Origin of the sequence: Pseudovibrio sp. W64 (assembly GCF_001623145.1) — a bacterium.
Lineage (GTDB): Bacteria > Pseudomonadota > Alphaproteobacteria > Rhizobiales > Stappiaceae > Pseudovibrio.
The window spans coordinates 120,581-136,298 of the sequence record NZ_LMCI01000047.1 but is presented as its reverse complement, the minus strand read 5'-3'; the positions used below and the strand labels follow the sequence as shown (position 1 = coordinate 136,298).

The following is a 15,718-nucleotide window of genomic DNA, read 5'->3' as shown; positions in this document are numbered from 1 at the left end:
GAATGCGCTTGTTGATTTTGGGAGCTGGATATTCAGCTCGCCACTTTGTGAAAATGTACGAGACCGAGTTTTCCTGGATTGGTGGAACGACCCGCTCTCCTGAGAAAATGGAGGAATTACGGTCCAAAGGGGTTCAGCCGATCCGCTTTGACGGACAAACAGCAAGCGATGAGCTGTTGGAGGCTATTGCCACTGCAACTCATATTCTGGTTTCTGCCGCGCCAACGGACGATGGTGACCCTCTGCTGAATGCTGCGCGTGACGCAGTTGCGAAAGCAAAGCCAACGGCGATCTGCTATCTCTCGACCATCGGGGTTTATGGCGACCACGAAGGTCGCTGGGTGACAGAAACAGCAGATTGCAATCCAACCTCCAAACGCTCCAAGCAGCGCCTGGAAGCCGAGCACGAGTGGCTCGCATTCTCAGAAGAAACCAGCATCCCAGTCAGCATTTTGCGCCTTGCCGGCATTTATGGCCGTGGCCAGAATGCGCTTTGCAATCTAGACAAAGGTAAAGCTCGCCGGATTATCAAAGAAGGTCAGGTGTTTAACCGTATTCACGTGAGTGATATTGCTGGTGCTGTCCAGCATGCGTTTGAAGACAACGCCTCCGGTATTTTCAACGTGTGTGATGATGCACCGTGTCCGCCAGAAGATGTGGTGGAATATGCTGCTCGTCTGATGGGTGTAGAGCCACCGCCAGCAGTCGCCTTTGAAGATGCTGATCTTTCGCCTATGGCGATTTCGTTTTACGGCGAAGTGAAACGCGCGAGCAATGCCAAGCTGAAAGGCGCATTGGGGTATAAATTCAAATTTCCGAACTACCGGGAAGCGTTGGATTATATGTGGGAGAACGGCTGGAGCTAGAGCGTGTGAAGAACACGCCTTGATCCAACCGCTCACCTTGCACCGATTTTGACCGCAGAGCGGATTTTTATACTGTTTCGTGTTGAGGCAGGTCTCCTTCTATCTCGTAGTAATCGCCTTTGCTGGCGCAGAAGATGTGACCTGCCAGTTTCGAGCCTGTCGTTTCTTCCAAAAGCCCAGCGCTGAAGTAAACTTCATGAGCAATCTCGGGGATTTTGTCTCCGTGATAAAACAGGCTGCTGCCGCAGTTGTTGCAAAATGCGCGCTTCGCGTAATCAGAGGAGCGGTAATATGAGATGTTCTCTTCTCCGCTCTCAACCTTCAAAGCATCAAACGGAATCGCGATTGCATGGAACGGTCCGCTGTTCCAACGACGGCACATTGTGCAATGGCATAAACCAATATCTTTTTGGGGCGCTTCAGCCTTGAATGAGACTTCGCCACAAAGGCATTTCGCTTTATAAATCCGCAAGTCAGACATATCTCTCTCCCTTAGAGCTTGTTGGGTAACCTTAGCCGAGGGTCACGGTTTGGGATAAGATCAATTTCCTCATCAATCTTCGTAGGCATATTGAGGGCGACCATCTTCGATCTCGTAGTAGTCACCCTTTGTGGCACAGAAGATATGATTGCCTGCTGAGAGGCCTGTTGGCTGCTCCAACGTACCCACGGCAATCGCAATTCGGTCTTTCCATTGAGGATGGCGGTCTGCATGCCAAAACAGGTTTGATCCGCATTTTGAACAGAAGCCACGGCGGGCAAACTCAGAGGATTCATAGTATTTGACGGCATCCTCGCCTGAGGTGAACTTCAGATCTGCCAGCGGCAAGCTGAATGCCTCAAACGGGCCGCTGCCCCACTGACGGCATTGCTTGCAATGGCAGCTGCTGACTGGTTCATTTGGCGCTTCACCTTCAAAAGTGACCGCGCCACACAGGCAGCGTCCTTTAAATTCAATGGTCTTCGTCATCTGACTTTCCAATACCTACTGAAGTAAGATGGCCTCTCGAATCGAGGGCTATGCGATTCCTTAAAGAGAACATATAGCGAACATTTGTATTCAGCAAGCGTTCAGGTTAAGTCTCGTATCTGGATTTCATAGATTCAATTTTTGTCCAATCAGATGTGCGGGCACTACAAATGCGATTGGGCTTTAGGGAAGGCATGTTGGGGATGCGGGTACTATTTACTGTTGTTGGACTTGGGCTGGCGCTGAGTGGTTGCGCCTCCCTTTCTGAGGAAGATTGCAAGGTCGGCGACTGGCAGGGCATTGGTGTTGTTGATGGGCGCGCTGGTTACACCTCTGACAAGCTGAATGAACATTCAAAAGCTTGCGGCAAATTCGGCGTCACACCGGATGTGAGTGCGTATAGGGCTGGGCGCACCATTGGCCTGCAAAGCTACTGTACGCCAATTTCTGGCTTTGAGCAGGGCCGTGAGGGTAAGAGCTATCGTGGTGTATGCCCAATCTCCACAGAAGAGAGCTTCAAAGTTGGCTACTCCCTGGGCAACCAGCTTTATTCAGCCAATGAGACTGCCAGTGAAGCTCAGGAAGCAGTCTGGGAAATTCAACGCCGTATAGACCGGCTTGAAGAAGAAGCGCGCGGCGAAGATTGTAAGTCTGGCAAGGAAGGCAAGGCCTGCCGGAAAGCTGCTGATGCCGCTCGGACCGACTCGTATCTGGCTCGTGCGGATCTGCTCCTTGCACAAAACAGGCTATTCTCTCGCGAGCGCCAACGCGATCGTGTTCGAAAAGAAGTCACCAATAAGCTGCTTGACCTTGAACCGAGCTACAACCCCTCTTAAAATTTGCAGGCAAATGCAGATTCTTAGGGGAAGGCGAGCCGATGAAAACGTGGCGTGTTTATCTTTCAGGTGAGATCCACACCGATTGGAGAGAGCGTATTGAACATGGTGCGGCTGATGCAGGCCTACCTGTTCATTTTGACAGCGCAGTGACCGATCACGAAGCCAGTGATGATTGCGGTGTCGAAATTCTAGGCCCGGAAGAAAACAACTTCTGGCGAGATCACAAGGGGGCAAAGGTGAATGCAATACGCACTCGCACGCTGCTCTCTGAGGCCGATATCGTTGTGGTTCGCTTTGGCGACAAGTACCGGCAATGGAACGCAGCCTTCGATGCAGGGTTCGCCTCAGCATTGGGCAAGAGCATCATCGTGTTGCACGAACCAGCTCTGACGCACCCATTGAAGGAAGTGGATGCAGCAGCCCTTGCTGTTGCCGAAGACCCTGACCAGGTGGTTGATCTGCTTCGTTACGTGATCCGCGGCGAGCTGTAAGCCCCTCCCAATTCAAGGGAAGACGCTGTTTCACCACGGCCTTACACTCTCACCTCACTATGAGGGATGAGTGTGGGGCTTTTTTGTTTTTGGGGCTCTAAACATCAAGTATTGAATGCGATGAGGGTGTTGCCCCAGTGGCGGCCTTTGACCCAGATTGGGGCTGAGACCAGTTTGATCATCATTACTTTGCCGCCCCCCATATCTCGGCGATACGTTTGCAGGCTGTATTCCTTGGTGTTCTTGCTTGCGTTCAGGCCAGCATGGTCATCGAACATTCTACGGTTACGGCAGTTTGCTGCATTCCAGACCGGGTCATTGCCTTGCGGTATGGAATAATCTTTGCTGTGTGTTGGCAGATAAGCGTTCTTATCTAGCGCTGCGCAAAAGACGATGTGGTCATCGAGATCTTTGACTGGCTCCTGAATAGCTGGAAGCACCCGGTCGGTCATTTGGGTGAAAAGCGCCATGAACTGAGCTGGATTGGAGCCTTCAATTGGCGTGTAGTTGAAATCGAAGAGATCATTCACAGAGATCCGGCCTGCGTCCACTTCAGCTTCAAACGCTTCCATGGTCTTGCCAGCAGTCTCTTTTGCTACTTCGATCATCTGCTGATTGAGGTTATCGCCATGTTCAACAGCCACTTCGGCGAGAAGCGCGTCGGCGGTCTGAGAGGTTCCCAGCATCTGGCCCGAGACCTGTTCGATGCTTTCCGCATTTGTTGAGACAACACCTATCACTTCATCACGGTTGCGCAGAAGCTCTTCGGTATCTGCATCGTTGTTTGCACAAGCCGTTCGTATGGAGTCCGTATTCACGGAAATGTTGTCTACCATCGCTTCCAGTTCATGGAAGAGGTCATTGATGGATTGTGTGCTGTTCTCAGCAGTTCCGACTGTGCTAAGCGCGCCCTTGCCTAAATCGACCAAGGTGTCCGCTTCTTTGCCGAGTTGGAGAATCGTCTGGTCGATCTGCTCCGTCGCAACAGTCGTTTGTGTTGCAAGAGCTTTTACTTCACTGGCTACGACAGCAAAACCCTTCCCTGCTTCACCGGCACGGGCTGCTTCAATGGTTGCGTTGAGCGCCAGCAAATTGGTTTGGCGGGCAATGGCATCAATAGAGCTGGAGAACTGGCGAACGTTGGCAAATGACGCCTGAAGGCCTTCCAGCTGCCTGTTGATGCTGCTGATGGCTGTCGACAGGCTGTTGATGTTGGCAAGAGCGTCGGTCACCACCTCCTGAGACTTAGACATAGTATCGCGGGCGTTAGACGTCTGCTCAGCAGTTTGTTCAACTGCGGCACTGACTTCACGGTTACTTTCGACAACGCGCCCAGACGCGTCCTGGAGGCTTTCCATGGCCATTCTCAAAGCGCCTGCGGTGTTATTCACGGCGTCCAGCTCTCCCGCAGCTGATGCCATGTCCAACGCGAGCGCATCCAATTCGCCAAACAAGTGTGCGCTATCAATGGAATTCTTAGGTTCTGTAAATTCCACCACTGCAGACTGACCGATTACTTCTCCTTGGTCGTTTGCAGCGGCTTCAGCAAGCATTTGTGTATTACGCTTAAAAAAAGCCATATCGAAAACCTCTCAATCGCGCAAAGATTTTCATATTTTTACTTATAGATTATTAACCTTGTTATTATTCCTCTTCTCAATTTCAAGCCACTGTATTAAAAAGGATAATTACAAAACATCCTGTGATTATTTTTCTATTTTCGAACTACTATGCGCGGTACATATGATTTGTCGTGAAATGTGCTTATCAGATCAGGACGCAGTTATTGCTCTCTGGAAAGCTGCCGGGGTCTTCCGTGAATGGAATGATCCGATGCGGGATATCGAAAAAGCACTGGAAGGCGAACACTCTACGATCTTAATCGGTGAGTTGGATGGCGCTATTGTTGCCAGCATTATGTGCGGTGAAGACGGGCATCGTGGCTGGTTTTATTATGTAAGCACACATCCAGACCATCAGGGAAAAGGGCTGGGCAAGGCAATCACGGCAGCAGCAGAAGAGTGGTTGCGGGCTCGAGGTATTTGGAAGGTCCAGCTGCTCGTGCGTGGTGATAACGCGCAGGCTGTCAGCTTCTATGAAGGACAGGGGTACAATGACACCCACGCCATCTGTTTGCAAAAGGTGATTGAACCGCTGTGAAGCAAAGTTTTACGCGGTTTTCACAAGGCTCTTGGAAACAGTTGAAAGCTTACCTGCTTGGTTTGAAGCATTCCTGAAATTTACTTGCGACACCATATCATTAGACGTCAATACTTAGTTTTCTGATCAGCTACAGCACCCTGACAGAATTATTCCTATAAATTCAAGTAATCAGCAAATTTAAATAATAAAAACCAACAATAGTTATCATCTTCAACAACTTAACTCTAAGATCCATCACAGATCCTTACTCCAACATGCGACGCACTTTAACTTGAATACGATATTCATATTACATCTGCAGGATTTTCATCGCCCTATTGCTTCGTGAAGATGTCATGTTAGCGCTCTAGTGTGCGCTCACCTTCTTCTACGGGATTTTTTTCTACGGGATTTTTCCAATGACGAATGAATTTATGAATGAACTCACAGCAGATGAATGGGATGAACAGAACTTCCCACGTGCTGAAGAAAATGAATTTGACCGCGTTGTCGAGCGTGCGATTTCACGCCGCGGGTTTCTGGGGGGCGTGTTGGCATTTGGTTCCGGCGCAGCTGTGATGGGCACTGGTGTCCTCAGCCTCTCCATGTCTGAGGCCAAAGCTTCTACTTCACGTTTCGCGTTCAAGCCCATCCCAACTTACACTGATGCGACTGTACATGTGCCTGAGGGTTACAACTGGGAAATACTGGCGCGCTGGGGTGATGCATTGGTGGATGGCGCTGAAGCCTTCAACCATGAGACAGGTGGTTCTGCTTCTGGTACTGACAAGGTGTTTGGTGAGAACACCGACGGCATGGAAAGCTTCCAGTTTCAGGGCAAGCAGTTGTTGGCGATCAACCATGAATACGCTAACCGCAAGATAAACCTGCCTCAGAACGAAGATGGTGCTCCTAAGAGCGCCGAGGATGTTCTGAAGCTGCAACATCTGCAAGGCGTGGTCGTCATTGAAGTGGAAGACGGGGACAATGGCTGGGCTATCGTAAAGAACAGCCCGTTCAACCGCCGCATCACACACAACACCCCGATGACGCTGGCAGGCCCTGCTGCTGGTCACCCTTTGCTGCAGACGGCTGCTGACCCTTCCGGTACGCAATCACTTGGTACCTTCAACAACTGTGGTTCCGGCAAAACACCGTGGGGCACGTATCTGACTTGCGAAGAGAACTTCAACGGGTACTTTGGCGCGACTGAGGCTGCTCCTGCAGCACGTCTGGACGGTGTTGATGCTGGCTATAAGCGTTATGGCATCAACGAGACGGGTTTCAACTATGACTACCATAAGTTCGATGAGCGCTTTGACATTGAGAAGAACCCGAACGAACCGCATCGTGCTGGCTGGATTGTAGAGATTGACCCAACAGACCCAACCTCAACACCGGTGAAGCACACTGCTCTGGGCCGTTTCAAGCATGAGAATGCAGAAGCTGTTCTGGCACCAGATAGCCGCGTGGTCGTTTACATGGGGGATGATGAGCGCGGTGAGTTCATGTACCGCTTTGTCTCCAACGGCGTTTACGCTCCAGGGCAGCCAACTGATGGCTTGCTCGATGAGGGTACGCTCTATGTTGCCAAGTTCAACGATGACCAGACAGGTGAGTGGCTGGCACTAACCCCAGAGACCACTGGTATGGACGCGGCGAGCATCCTGATCTTCAGCCGCATTGCCGGCTCTGCTGTTGGTGCGACTACTATGGATCGCCCGGAATGGATTTCTGCCAATCCTAATGCAGTAGAAGCTTATTGTTGTCTGACCAACAACAAGAATCGCGGAGTGAAGCCAAACGCCGGGGGTGACGACACTTCCGTCAACGGGCCCAACCCACGTGAGACCAACAAATACGGCCAGATCGTGCGCTGGCGTCCGCACAATGAGGATCATGCCGCTGATACGTTTGACTGGGATCTTTATGTGATGGCTGGCAATCCGGCTGTTCACGAAGGTCCGACAGCCGGGTCCGCAAACGTCAATGCTGGCAATATGTTCAACTCACCAGATGGTATGGCATTTGATGAGACAGGCATGGTCTGGATCCAGACGGATGGCAACGACAGCAATGAAGGCGATTTTGCCGGAATGGGCAACAATCAGATGCTGGTTGGTGATCCCGTGACAGGAGAGATCCAGCGTTTCATGACCGGACCAACTGGCAGTGAAGTCACTGGCCTGACCTGGTCTGCTGATCGCCGCAGCATGTTTGTGGGCATTCAGCACCCGGGCGGTAACTGGCCAGACGGCGGCAAGCTGCCACGCTCTTCCGTCATCGTCATTAAGCGTGACGATAATGGTGTGATTGGGTAGGCCTCAAGCCATTTCTCAACGAAAGTTTCGCTCCTCCGGGCTTTACCCGGGGGAGTTTTCATCACTCCAAAGAGCACGCTGATCAGAACTTTTCGATCTGTGAAGCTCCATCAGTGATCTCGTAGTAGTCACCTTTGTCTTTCACAAAGATATGTTTGCCAATTTCGAGGTTTGTTGGCGCATCAAGGCAACCTGCCGCGATGGCGACACTGTTCTTGTCATTCATTTTGTAGAACAAACTTGAGCCGCAGAATTTGCAAAAACCTCGCTTTGCAAAGTCTGAGGATGCGTACCAAGCCAATCCTTCGGCTGCTATGAAGGATAGCTCTTCAGAAGATGCATGCGTTGAGGCCCAAACATGACCGCTTGTGCGCCTGCATTGGCTGCAATGGCAGATTGTGACCGTATCCCTCACCTCTTCCACCTGAAAGCTCACTTTACCGCAGTCGCATTTCCCTTTGATCATAGTTCCCCCAATGCGTCAGAGCGCTAAATGCGCCTCTTTCTGATGTTCCGCTATTTCTTCACAATCCATAGCAGAAGAACAGATAACATCCATCGAGCATTGAAACGCGCACAAAAAAAGCAGGCTCCTTTCGGAACCTGCCTTTTTCAAAAAATCTTCTGCTTTCTACTATAGCAATTAAGCTACAGCAGCCTGCGCCTTTTCAACCAGTGCTTTGAATGCGTCTGGCTGATTGATCGCGAGGTCAGAAAGAACCTTACGGTCAACTTCGATGCCAGCTTTGTTCAAGCCATCGATGAAGCGGCCGTAGGTCATGCCGTGTTCACGGGTCGCTGCGTTGATACGCTGGATCCAGAGTGCACGGAAGTTCCGCTTGCGAGCTTTACGGTCGCGGTAAGCGTACTGTGCCGCTTTCTCGACTGCCTGCTTAGCAACGCGGATGGTGTTCTTACGACGGCCATAGTAACCTTTGGCTGCCTTAATAACTTTTTTGTGACGAGCGTGGGCGGTAACGCCTCTTTTTACACGTGACATGGTAGTCTCCTAGTGTCAGGTTTTAAGGCTTAGCCGTAAGGCAGATATTTTTTCACGATACGTGCATCTGCATCGCACAGAGTGGTTGTACCACGTGCGTTACGGATGAACTTAGTCGTGCGTTTAATCATGCCGTGGCGTTTGCCAGCCTGGCCACACTTAACTTTGCCAGTCGCGGTCAGCTTGAAGCGTTTTTTAGCTCCAGACTTCGTCTTCAACTTGGGCATTTTGCGTCCTTTCTTGTGATGATCAGTAAACTGATCAAAAATTTGCAATGGATGCATCAGAAGCCGCCACGGCATGCCCTGTAATTCCTGCCTGATTTCCTATAAATACCTAGGAGGCAAACTACAGCCGGGCGACTTTGAACGAGGCCTTATAAAACTGCCAGCATGGGAATGCAAGAAGATTTCAAGAGAACTTGCTGACTGGAACCCGGTCTCTGCTGATAGCCAAGAATATCAACATCTGACCACAATAATATAATGTCCAAAGTGCTACTGAAACCGGTAACTGGAGAGGGCTGATGTCGTCCAGACGGAAGAGTTGGATAGCTAACAGAGTGTCAGACATCATGAAGGCGAGAGCGCCTATCAAAACCCAGCCACCAACCTGTGCTGCCATTCCTCCCATAGTTGCTATCAAAATTATATAGATCGCAACTGGAATCATCAGATCACCGGTAAAGGGAAGCAACCACCAACCGGTCGAAAGCACCAGAACGGAGAGAGCAGCTCCTGACAATACGAATATCCTGGAATCGAAATGCCTGATTTTTCGAGAGAACAAGAGGATATAAAAAACATGTGCGATCGCAAAACTGCAAAGCCCAACAAGGAACCGAACTTCACCCGGCACAGCCAGCGCTGCATCTCCCACTGATGATGTCGTCAGGGCCAATGCAAGCAGGAGCGGAGCTTGCGTTACAAAAGCCCAAAGAGCGATAACTCCGAGAGCAGTTGTTTTCACAACGGTTTTCAGTAATGACGGGTCTTGCCAGCAAAAATACACTCCATAGGCAAGCGCAAAACTAAAGCTAATTAAGAAAATAACCTGTCGCATTATCATCGCCCAATTTCAAAACATGTCGAAACCAGGCTAAGGCGCCTTTTGATCGAATGAAATAGACTATGCGGCAAATAATTTTTTACAAAGAATGCTGCCGACCATGAAGTGCTCTAGATTTCTATCCCAAGCCTTTGCATCGCGCTTGCACACTGCGTGAAGAGCAGCTTACAGGCTTCACGCTCAACCCCTTCAATCACTGTAATCTGGGGGCGTTGCACCATATGACCTGTCACATCCTTCGTTCTCAAATCCATTTCCTGAGGCCAGAAGTGAGTTGCATCCTCATTGGTGAAAGCGCCGAAAACAACCTGATCAATGCCAGCCCATATGGTTGCGGCGGTACACATGGCACAAGGCTCACAGGTGCTGTACATGGTGCAACCGTCAAGCCAGCGAGAGCCCAATACTTTGCTGGCCTGCCGAATGGCATTGACCTCTCCATGACAGGTCGGGTCACACTCCCGGATCACACTGTCGTAGGCCTGAGCCAATAATCTTCCGTCTGCGGTATAAATCGCCCCACCGAATGGAGAAGGATGCGAGGTTTGAAAGGAGGAAGCAGTGAAGGCAACAAGCGCTAGCATTCGCTCGTGATGTAATTTCATCTCGTCATTCATAATCAGCCTCCACTCTCAGGTACAAACGAAAATACCCGACACAATGTGCCGGGTAATCTCAAAATTCTCTGGGGCTGCGGTTGAGTAGCTACACGGAAACAAAGCCGGAGCGCTTCAACCAACCCTTATTAACGAGCGATAGGTGAGAGCACCATCATCATCTGGCGGCCTTCAAGCTTTGGATGGGACTCGACTTTAGCGATGTCCGCAGTCTCTGCTTTAACCTTCAGGAGCAACTTCATGCCGAGATCCTGGTGAGCCATTTCACGGCCACGGAAGCGAAGTGTCACCTTCACTTTATCACCATCTTCAAAGAAGCGCTTCATGTTCCGCATCTTCACTTCATAATCATGAGTGTCGATGTTCGGACGCATTTTGATTTCTTTGATCTCAACGATCTTCTGTTTTTTGCGTGCTTCTGCAGCTTTCTTCTGAGCTTGGTACTTATAGCGACCATAGTCCAGAATCTTACAAACAGGTGGCTGACTGTTCGGAGCAATTTCGACCAGGTCCAAACCTTGTTCCACCGCCATTGCGAGGGCTTCTTCGGTTGGAGTTGGGCCGAGGTTGTCACCCTCGGTGTTGATCAGCTGCACTTCGCGAACGCGAATCTCTTTATTGGTGCGCGGCCCTTCCTTAGTGGGTGGCGGTGCGCGAAACGGACGGCGAATGTGAGTATCTCCTCTTTAGACTGCCGAACTTGCGAATATTTGGTAACAGTTCAATGACTGGTTCCGACTGTTTCGTCAAGTCGAGAAACGCGTGGGAAGGGCATCAATTGCACTGCATTGCTAGAATCAGGAAAAATGCCACGTAAGTCAACACTAGTTTTGTAGGTTCTGACGCGACATTTACAACCAGTTAGCTTCCTGTTGGTAACAGCTCGCGGTAAACGTTTAGTGTGGCATCACACATAGCCTGCTTGGTGAATGACCGTTCTACATGGTCATGAGCCCGTTTGGTGAGTTTGGCACGGTCTCCAGCGCTCATATCCAAGGCCTGAGCCATCAACTCGCAGAGTTCTTCAGCATCACCATTTTCAAAATGCCAACCAGTACGCTCTTCAGCCTTTACAACAGGTGGTACAAGAACTGTTTCCGGTACTGCGCCAATGTTGGAGACGATGATCGGCACGCCAGCGGCCTGCGCTTCTACAGCTGCACGACCAAAAGCCTCGGCCTCAATGGAAGCAACAACAGAAACATCTGCTATTGCGAGGGCTGCCGGAACATCTGAACAGTGCCCAACAATGCGCACGCGTTCTGTCAGATCAGATTCTGCAATCTGAAGTTCCAAAGACTGGCGATAGGATTCGCGCCCCTGATCATCGCCCGCCAAAACCACAAGCACGTCATCATAGCCGCCACGTTCGATGAGCTGGCGCGTTGCTTCAATCAGCACGCGCTGGCCTTTCCATTCGGTCAGGCGGGCAAGGTTTATCACCACACGGCGGTTGTCGGAGACGCCCCAGCGCGCGCGCAGGTCTGTGGTACGCTCATCGCTGATATTGTCGGGGTTGAAGGATTCCACATCCGGGCCGCGATAGATAACCGAGGTTTTGCCTTTGGTGCGCGGGTCGCGTTTTTCCACCAAATCCGCTGTGAATCTGGAGTTGGCAATTACCTTGTCCGCACGGGTCATGGAGGAGTTGTAGAACGCCTTGAACTTGTTCGTTTCCTTATAGATGCCGTGATAGGTGGTGACATAAGGAATGTTAAGACGGTGAGCCGCCCACAAGGCCGACCATGCGGGGGCACGGGATCGGGCATGCACCAGATCAACTCTGTTCTGCTGGCAGATACGCTCAATCAAATAGGAATTACGCCACATGGTCCAAGGGTTCTTGGACTTCACTGGCAGTTCAAAGTGCACCGCCCCTGTTGCTTCCAACTCGGGGACCATGCGTCCGCCCTGCGAAATCACAAGGCTATTCCAGCCTTCGTTGACGATCGCTTCTGCGACATCCACTGTGGTGCGCTCGGCTCCGCCGGTTTGAAGGTCGGGGACAATTTGCAAAATGGTCGGCACTTTGGACATTTCTCTATGTTTTTTGAGAGCGATCCAACTATGCTCGCCAAAATGTCCGGCGGGCAACTGTGGAGGCACTGTAATCAGGTTTCCGAACAATTGCCGGCCAGTATAAGCCGATAAGTGTTTGGAGGTTATGAATGAGTGCTGACTTACCGCAATTCATCAGCGTTGGCAAAGGAGACAGTGCACGGAAGATCGCAGTGCGACATGATGAACGCGGTGCGCCGGGTGTTCTGTGGCTTTCCGGTTTCAAATCCGACATGCTTGGCACCAAGGCCGAAGTGCTTTGTGAGTGGGCTGAGAAGCAAGGCCTGACCTGCACGCGCATGGATTACTCCGGTCACGGTGAATCCGGCGGTGAGTTTGTTGACGGCACCATCTCTCTTTGGTTGGAAGAAGCCGTTGCTGTGTTCAGGCAGTTCTGTAAAGGACCGACCATTGTTGTTGGCTCTTCCATGGGTGGCTGGATGGCACTGCTGCTGGCAAAAGCGCTGCATGAAGCCTCCGAGACCATCGAGGGCACCCCCTCCGGCATGTTGCTGATTGCCCCTGCCCCGGATTTCACCGAGGAGCTGATGTGGAAGCATGAGTTTACCGATGAAATCAAGCAGGAGATCATGGATAAAGGCCGCTTTGAGCGCCCATCTGAGTATGAAGACAGCCCATACATCATCACCCGCGATCTGATCGAGGATGGCAGGACAAACCTTTTGCTTGGCGCACCGATCATCACCAATTGCAAGACCATCATTTTGCAAGGTCAGAAGGATGATGCAGTGCCATGGCAGCATGCGCTGCGCATTGTTGAAGGCATGGCCCATGACGATGTGGTGCTGACGCTGGTGAAAGACGGCGATCACCGCCTATCTCGCCCGGAAGATCTGGACCGCATGATTGCTGCTGTGGCGGAACTGGCGGGGCGCTAATCTGATTTTATGGTTAGGCTTCTGTGATGGTAGCCTAACTGCTGCTCATTTGACCGCATAGTTCTGCGATTTTCTTGCTGAACCAGTCATAACGCGCTGCCAAAGTGCGATGTTTTTTCGCCGTCAGATAGAGCGAGTCACTGACGGGTTCTTTCAGCTCCACAATTTTGATGTTCGCTTGTGCCTCAAAACTGCGAACGGCGGTTTCTGGTAAAACCGTGTATCCGAGTCCTTGCGCAACAGGCACAAGGATCTGACTGAGCTGGTTGATGTAACCAGTTGTTCTAAGGTCAGCAGAAACAGTACTTATCTCTGGAAAATTTGGCGTGAGCAGGCGCTCTGCATAGTGTTGTCCATCCGGATGATCAATGAAACCCAGCGCCTCCAGGTCTGCGAAGACCGACGGGCTCCCCTCGAAATCGGCTGGCACCACAAGGCAAAGCGGTTCATCGCCGATGTGGTGTTGCACAAGTGAGGACTGAACAGTCTGCTGAGTAACGATGCAGAGATCAACCTCATTGTTTTGCAACAGTTGGAGGCTGCGATGGTTGGGAGCCACTTCGACTTTCAGCAGTAAACCGGGATGAAGGCTCTGTTGCTTGAGAAGCTTGGGATAGAGGTAGAGTGCCATGGACCCGGAACACGCAATGCGGACTTCACCGGTATTGGGATCGTCTTGCTGTATTGCCGCACGAAGGTCTGCTTCCTGCCTCTCTGCTTTCAATGCAAAGCCCAGTAAAAGCTCTCCTTCTCGCGTGAGCTCAAAACCCTTGCCGATTTTTGTGATCAGCGGTGCATCGATTTGCTGCTCCAGCTTTTTCAGGTGCTGGCTTACACCCGGCTGTGTCATGCCAAGTTGATTGGCTGTCTGGGTAAAATGGCCAGTTTCGGTTAGTTTAACGAAGGTCTTAAGCCACTGGGAATTCAACATGGCCCAAGCATACATAACATTAAATTATCATAAAACTAATAAATGATAATTTCTGGTTTTCTCACAGAGTTGCTACATCCAACGTATCCAAGGCATTCCGCCTGTAAAGTTTAGCGTAGCGAGGTCTGTTATGTCCGCACCTTATCCAAGACGTTTCTCTCACATCGGTCTTTCCGTTCCGGATGTAGAAGCTGCAGTGAAGTTCTATCGTGATGTGATGGGCTGGTACATCATCATGGAACCAAGCGAGATTGTTGAAGATGATAGTCCGATTGGTGAAATGTGTACTGACGTGTTTGGTAAAGGCTGGAAGAGCTTTAAGATCGCTCATCTTTCCACCAGTGATGGCATTGGTGTGGAGCTTTTTGAGTTTGCGCAGAACGAGACCCCGGAAAATAACTTCGAATATTGGAAGACCGGTATCTTCCATTACTGTGTTCAGGACCCGGATGTGGAAGGTCTGGCTGCCAAGATTGAGGCAGCTGGCGGTAAACGCCGCATGAAGGAGCCGCGCTACTATTATCCTGGCGAAAAGCCGTACCGCATGATCTACATGGAAGATCCGTTTGGCAACATTCTGGAAATCTACAGCCACTCCTATGAGCTGCATTATTCCAGCGGAGCCTATAAGGAATCCTAGGCAAACGGGGATGTGCGTGAAGAATTTTAATCGAGCACATCTAAATCTACCCGAGCTATCTTAGAGTAGCTGAAAGGCGTTTGCTCCCAAATAGACCGGAATTCTGACAGGCTTTGAAGAGTAACGGTCCATGTCAAAAGACATTCTGGTAGCAATCGCCTTTTTTTCTGCCAACGGACATACCGAGGCACTGGCACATGCAGTCGCCCGTGGTGCCAGTGAAAACGGTGCCACGGTCACTTATGTGCCTGTCAGCGATTATGAGGACACAGATTGGGACACTCTGGAAGCCGCTGATGCCATCGTTTTTGGAAGCCCGACCTACATGGGCGGCGTGGCTGCCCCCTTCAAATTCTTCATGGATGCCTCCGCAACCGTTTGGTACAAACAAGGCTGGATCAACAAGATCGCCGGTGGTTTCAGCGTATCAGGTTCCATGAGCGGCGACCGGCACAACGTCTTCCTTCAAATGGCAGCCTTTGCAGCCCAGCATGGCATGATCTGGGTAAGCCTTGGCATGCCGCCGGGCAATAATTACAGCTTTGGCAGCGACGAAGATCTCAATCGCCTTGGCGTGTATTATGGCGCGGCAGCGCAGGCCAACATGGATCAAGGGCCAGAAGTGGCTCCTCCTCAATCAGACAGAGACACAGCCTTTGCCTATGGCGCCCGCATTGCAAAGGCGACACGCCGATGGGTGGAAGGTGGAGAAAACCACCCATCTCAAGGAAAGAGCCCTTTACACTGAGGGCTTAAACCGCGTTTCTTGTAGGTGACTTAATTTGGAGTGGACCGCTCAAACGGCATCAAGCTTTTGTTTCGTCGCGTATTCTCATTGGTGCACCGTTGGTGGTGACCAGAGGTTACGCTGTAGAC

General features: G+C 51.0%; 19 protein-coding genes. 8 read left to right on the top strand and 11 right to left on the bottom strand.

The window, feature by feature from the left end; all coding sequences use genetic code 11:
* Nucleotides 1-2: 2 nt before the first annotated feature.
* The gene (locus PsW64_RS26300; RefSeq protein ID WP_063305548.1) at nucleotides 3-866 is read left to right on the top strand and encodes an SDR family oxidoreductase; all 864 of its coding nucleotides are present in this window, start codon (nucleotides 3-5) and stop codon (nucleotides 864-866) included.
* Between the two features lie 67 nt (nucleotides 867-933).
* On the opposite strand, the gene PsW64_RS26295 is transcribed toward PsW64_RS26300, so the two are convergent.
* Nucleotides 934-1,347: a GFA family protein gene (locus PsW64_RS26295; RefSeq protein ID WP_063286743.1), complete on the bottom strand. Its 414-nt coding sequence runs from the start codon at nucleotides 1,345-1,347 to the stop codon at nucleotides 934-936.
* 72 nt (nucleotides 1,348-1,419) lie between these two features.
* Entirely contained in the window at nucleotides 1,420-1,836 is a 417-nt protein-coding gene (locus PsW64_RS26290) for a GFA family protein (RefSeq protein WP_063305547.1), read from the bottom strand.
* A gap of 203 nt (nucleotides 1,837-2,039) precedes the next feature.
* Here PsW64_RS26290 and PsW64_RS26285 point away from each other — a divergent pair, with 203 nt between their 5' ends.
* Nucleotides 2,040-2,672 carry a DUF2799 domain-containing protein gene (locus PsW64_RS26285; protein ID WP_063305546.1) on the top strand — a complete coding sequence of 211 codons (633 nt, stop codon included), beginning with the start codon at nucleotides 2,040-2,042 and terminating at the stop codon, nucleotides 2,670-2,672.
* Between the two features lie 41 nt (nucleotides 2,673-2,713).
* The gene (locus PsW64_RS26280) at nucleotides 2,714-3,166 is read left to right on the top strand and encodes a YtoQ family protein (RefSeq protein WP_063286740.1); all 453 of its coding nucleotides are present in this window, start codon (nucleotides 2,714-2,716) and stop codon (nucleotides 3,164-3,166) included.
* Nucleotides 3,167-3,270: 104 nt separating this feature from the next.
* On the opposite strand, the gene PsW64_RS26275 is transcribed toward PsW64_RS26280, so the two are convergent.
* Nucleotides 3,271-4,746, bottom strand: coding sequence for a methyl-accepting chemotaxis protein (locus tag PsW64_RS26275; protein WP_063305545.1), 1,476 nt, complete (start codon nucleotides 4,744-4,746; stop codon nucleotides 3,271-3,273).
* Between the two features lie 163 nt (nucleotides 4,747-4,909).
* Here PsW64_RS26275 and PsW64_RS26270 point away from each other — a divergent pair, with 163 nt between their 5' ends.
* Together PsW64_RS26270 and PsW64_RS26265 are read left to right on the top strand one after the other, a co-directional pair.
* Nucleotides 4,910-5,326, top strand: coding sequence for a GNAT family acetyltransferase (locus tag PsW64_RS26270; protein ID WP_082831232.1), 417 nt, complete (start codon nucleotides 4,910-4,912; stop codon nucleotides 5,324-5,326).
* Between the two features lie 401 nt (nucleotides 5,327-5,727).
* A complete protein-coding gene (locus PsW64_RS26265; RefSeq protein WP_063305543.1) occupies nucleotides 5,728-7,629 on the top strand; it encodes a PhoX family protein in 1,902 nt (633 codons plus the stop codon).
* An 82-nt stretch (nucleotides 7,630-7,711) separates the two neighbouring features.
* On the opposite strand, the gene PsW64_RS26260 is transcribed toward PsW64_RS26265, so the two are convergent.
* From PsW64_RS26260 to PsW64_RS26230, 7 genes are all read right to left on the bottom strand, one after another.
* Nucleotides 7,712-8,095 (bottom strand): GFA family protein, encoded by a 384-nt coding sequence (locus PsW64_RS26260; RefSeq protein WP_063305542.1) that lies wholly within the window; start codon nucleotides 8,093-8,095, stop codon nucleotides 7,712-7,714.
* A 177-nt stretch (nucleotides 8,096-8,272) separates the two neighbouring features.
* Nucleotides 8,273-8,629, bottom strand: coding sequence for a 50S ribosomal protein L20 (gene rplT, locus PsW64_RS26255; RefSeq protein WP_008553032.1), 357 nt, complete (start codon nucleotides 8,627-8,629; stop codon nucleotides 8,273-8,275).
* A 29-nt stretch (nucleotides 8,630-8,658) separates the two neighbouring features.
* A complete protein-coding gene (gene rpmI, locus PsW64_RS26250; RefSeq protein WP_057464257.1) occupies nucleotides 8,659-8,856 on the bottom strand; it encodes a 50S ribosomal protein L35 in 198 nt (65 codons plus the stop codon).
* A gap of 184 nt (nucleotides 8,857-9,040) precedes the next feature.
* On the bottom strand, nucleotides 9,041-9,691 hold the full coding sequence (locus tag PsW64_RS26245; protein WP_193757870.1) for a lysoplasmalogenase: 651 nt from the start codon (nucleotides 9,689-9,691) through the stop codon (nucleotides 9,041-9,043).
* Between the two features lie 116 nt (nucleotides 9,692-9,807).
* A complete protein-coding gene (locus PsW64_RS26240; protein WP_063305540.1) occupies nucleotides 9,808-10,314 on the bottom strand; it encodes a nucleoside deaminase in 507 nt (168 codons plus the stop codon).
* Between the two features lie 128 nt (nucleotides 10,315-10,442).
* Entirely contained in the window at nucleotides 10,443-10,985 is a 543-nt protein-coding gene (infC, locus tag PsW64_RS26235; protein WP_082596985.1) for a translation initiation factor IF-3, read from the bottom strand.
* A gap of 190 nt (nucleotides 10,986-11,175) precedes the next feature.
* Complete coding sequence (locus PsW64_RS26230; RefSeq protein WP_063305539.1) at nucleotides 11,176-12,351, bottom strand: glycosyltransferase family 4 protein; 1,176 nt, start codon at nucleotides 12,349-12,351, stop codon at nucleotides 11,176-11,178.
* A gap of 131 nt (nucleotides 12,352-12,482) precedes the next feature.
* On the opposite strand from PsW64_RS26230, the gene PsW64_RS26225 reads away from it, so the two are divergent.
* A complete protein-coding gene (locus tag PsW64_RS26225; protein ID WP_063305538.1) occupies nucleotides 12,483-13,271 on the top strand; it encodes an alpha/beta hydrolase in 789 nt (262 codons plus the stop codon).
* A gap of 34 nt (nucleotides 13,272-13,305) precedes the next feature.
* On the opposite strand, the gene PsW64_RS26220 is transcribed toward PsW64_RS26225, so the two are convergent.
* Nucleotides 13,306-14,202 carry a LysR family transcriptional regulator gene (locus tag PsW64_RS26220; RefSeq protein ID WP_208981042.1) on the bottom strand — a complete coding sequence of 299 codons (897 nt, stop codon included), beginning with the start codon at nucleotides 14,200-14,202 and terminating at the stop codon, nucleotides 13,306-13,308.
* A 130-nt stretch (nucleotides 14,203-14,332) separates the two neighbouring features.
* Between PsW64_RS26220 and PsW64_RS26215 the strand changes: the two genes are divergently transcribed.
* Nucleotides 14,333-14,842: a lactoylglutathione lyase family protein gene (locus PsW64_RS26215; RefSeq protein WP_063286729.1), complete on the top strand. Its 510-nt coding sequence runs from the start codon at nucleotides 14,333-14,335 to the stop codon at nucleotides 14,840-14,842.
* 130 nt (nucleotides 14,843-14,972) lie between these two features.
* Nucleotides 14,973-15,590 (top strand): flavodoxin family protein, encoded by a 618-nt coding sequence (locus PsW64_RS26210; protein ID WP_063305536.1) that lies wholly within the window; start codon nucleotides 14,973-14,975, stop codon nucleotides 15,588-15,590.
* Nucleotides 15,591-15,718: the final 128 nt, after the last annotated feature.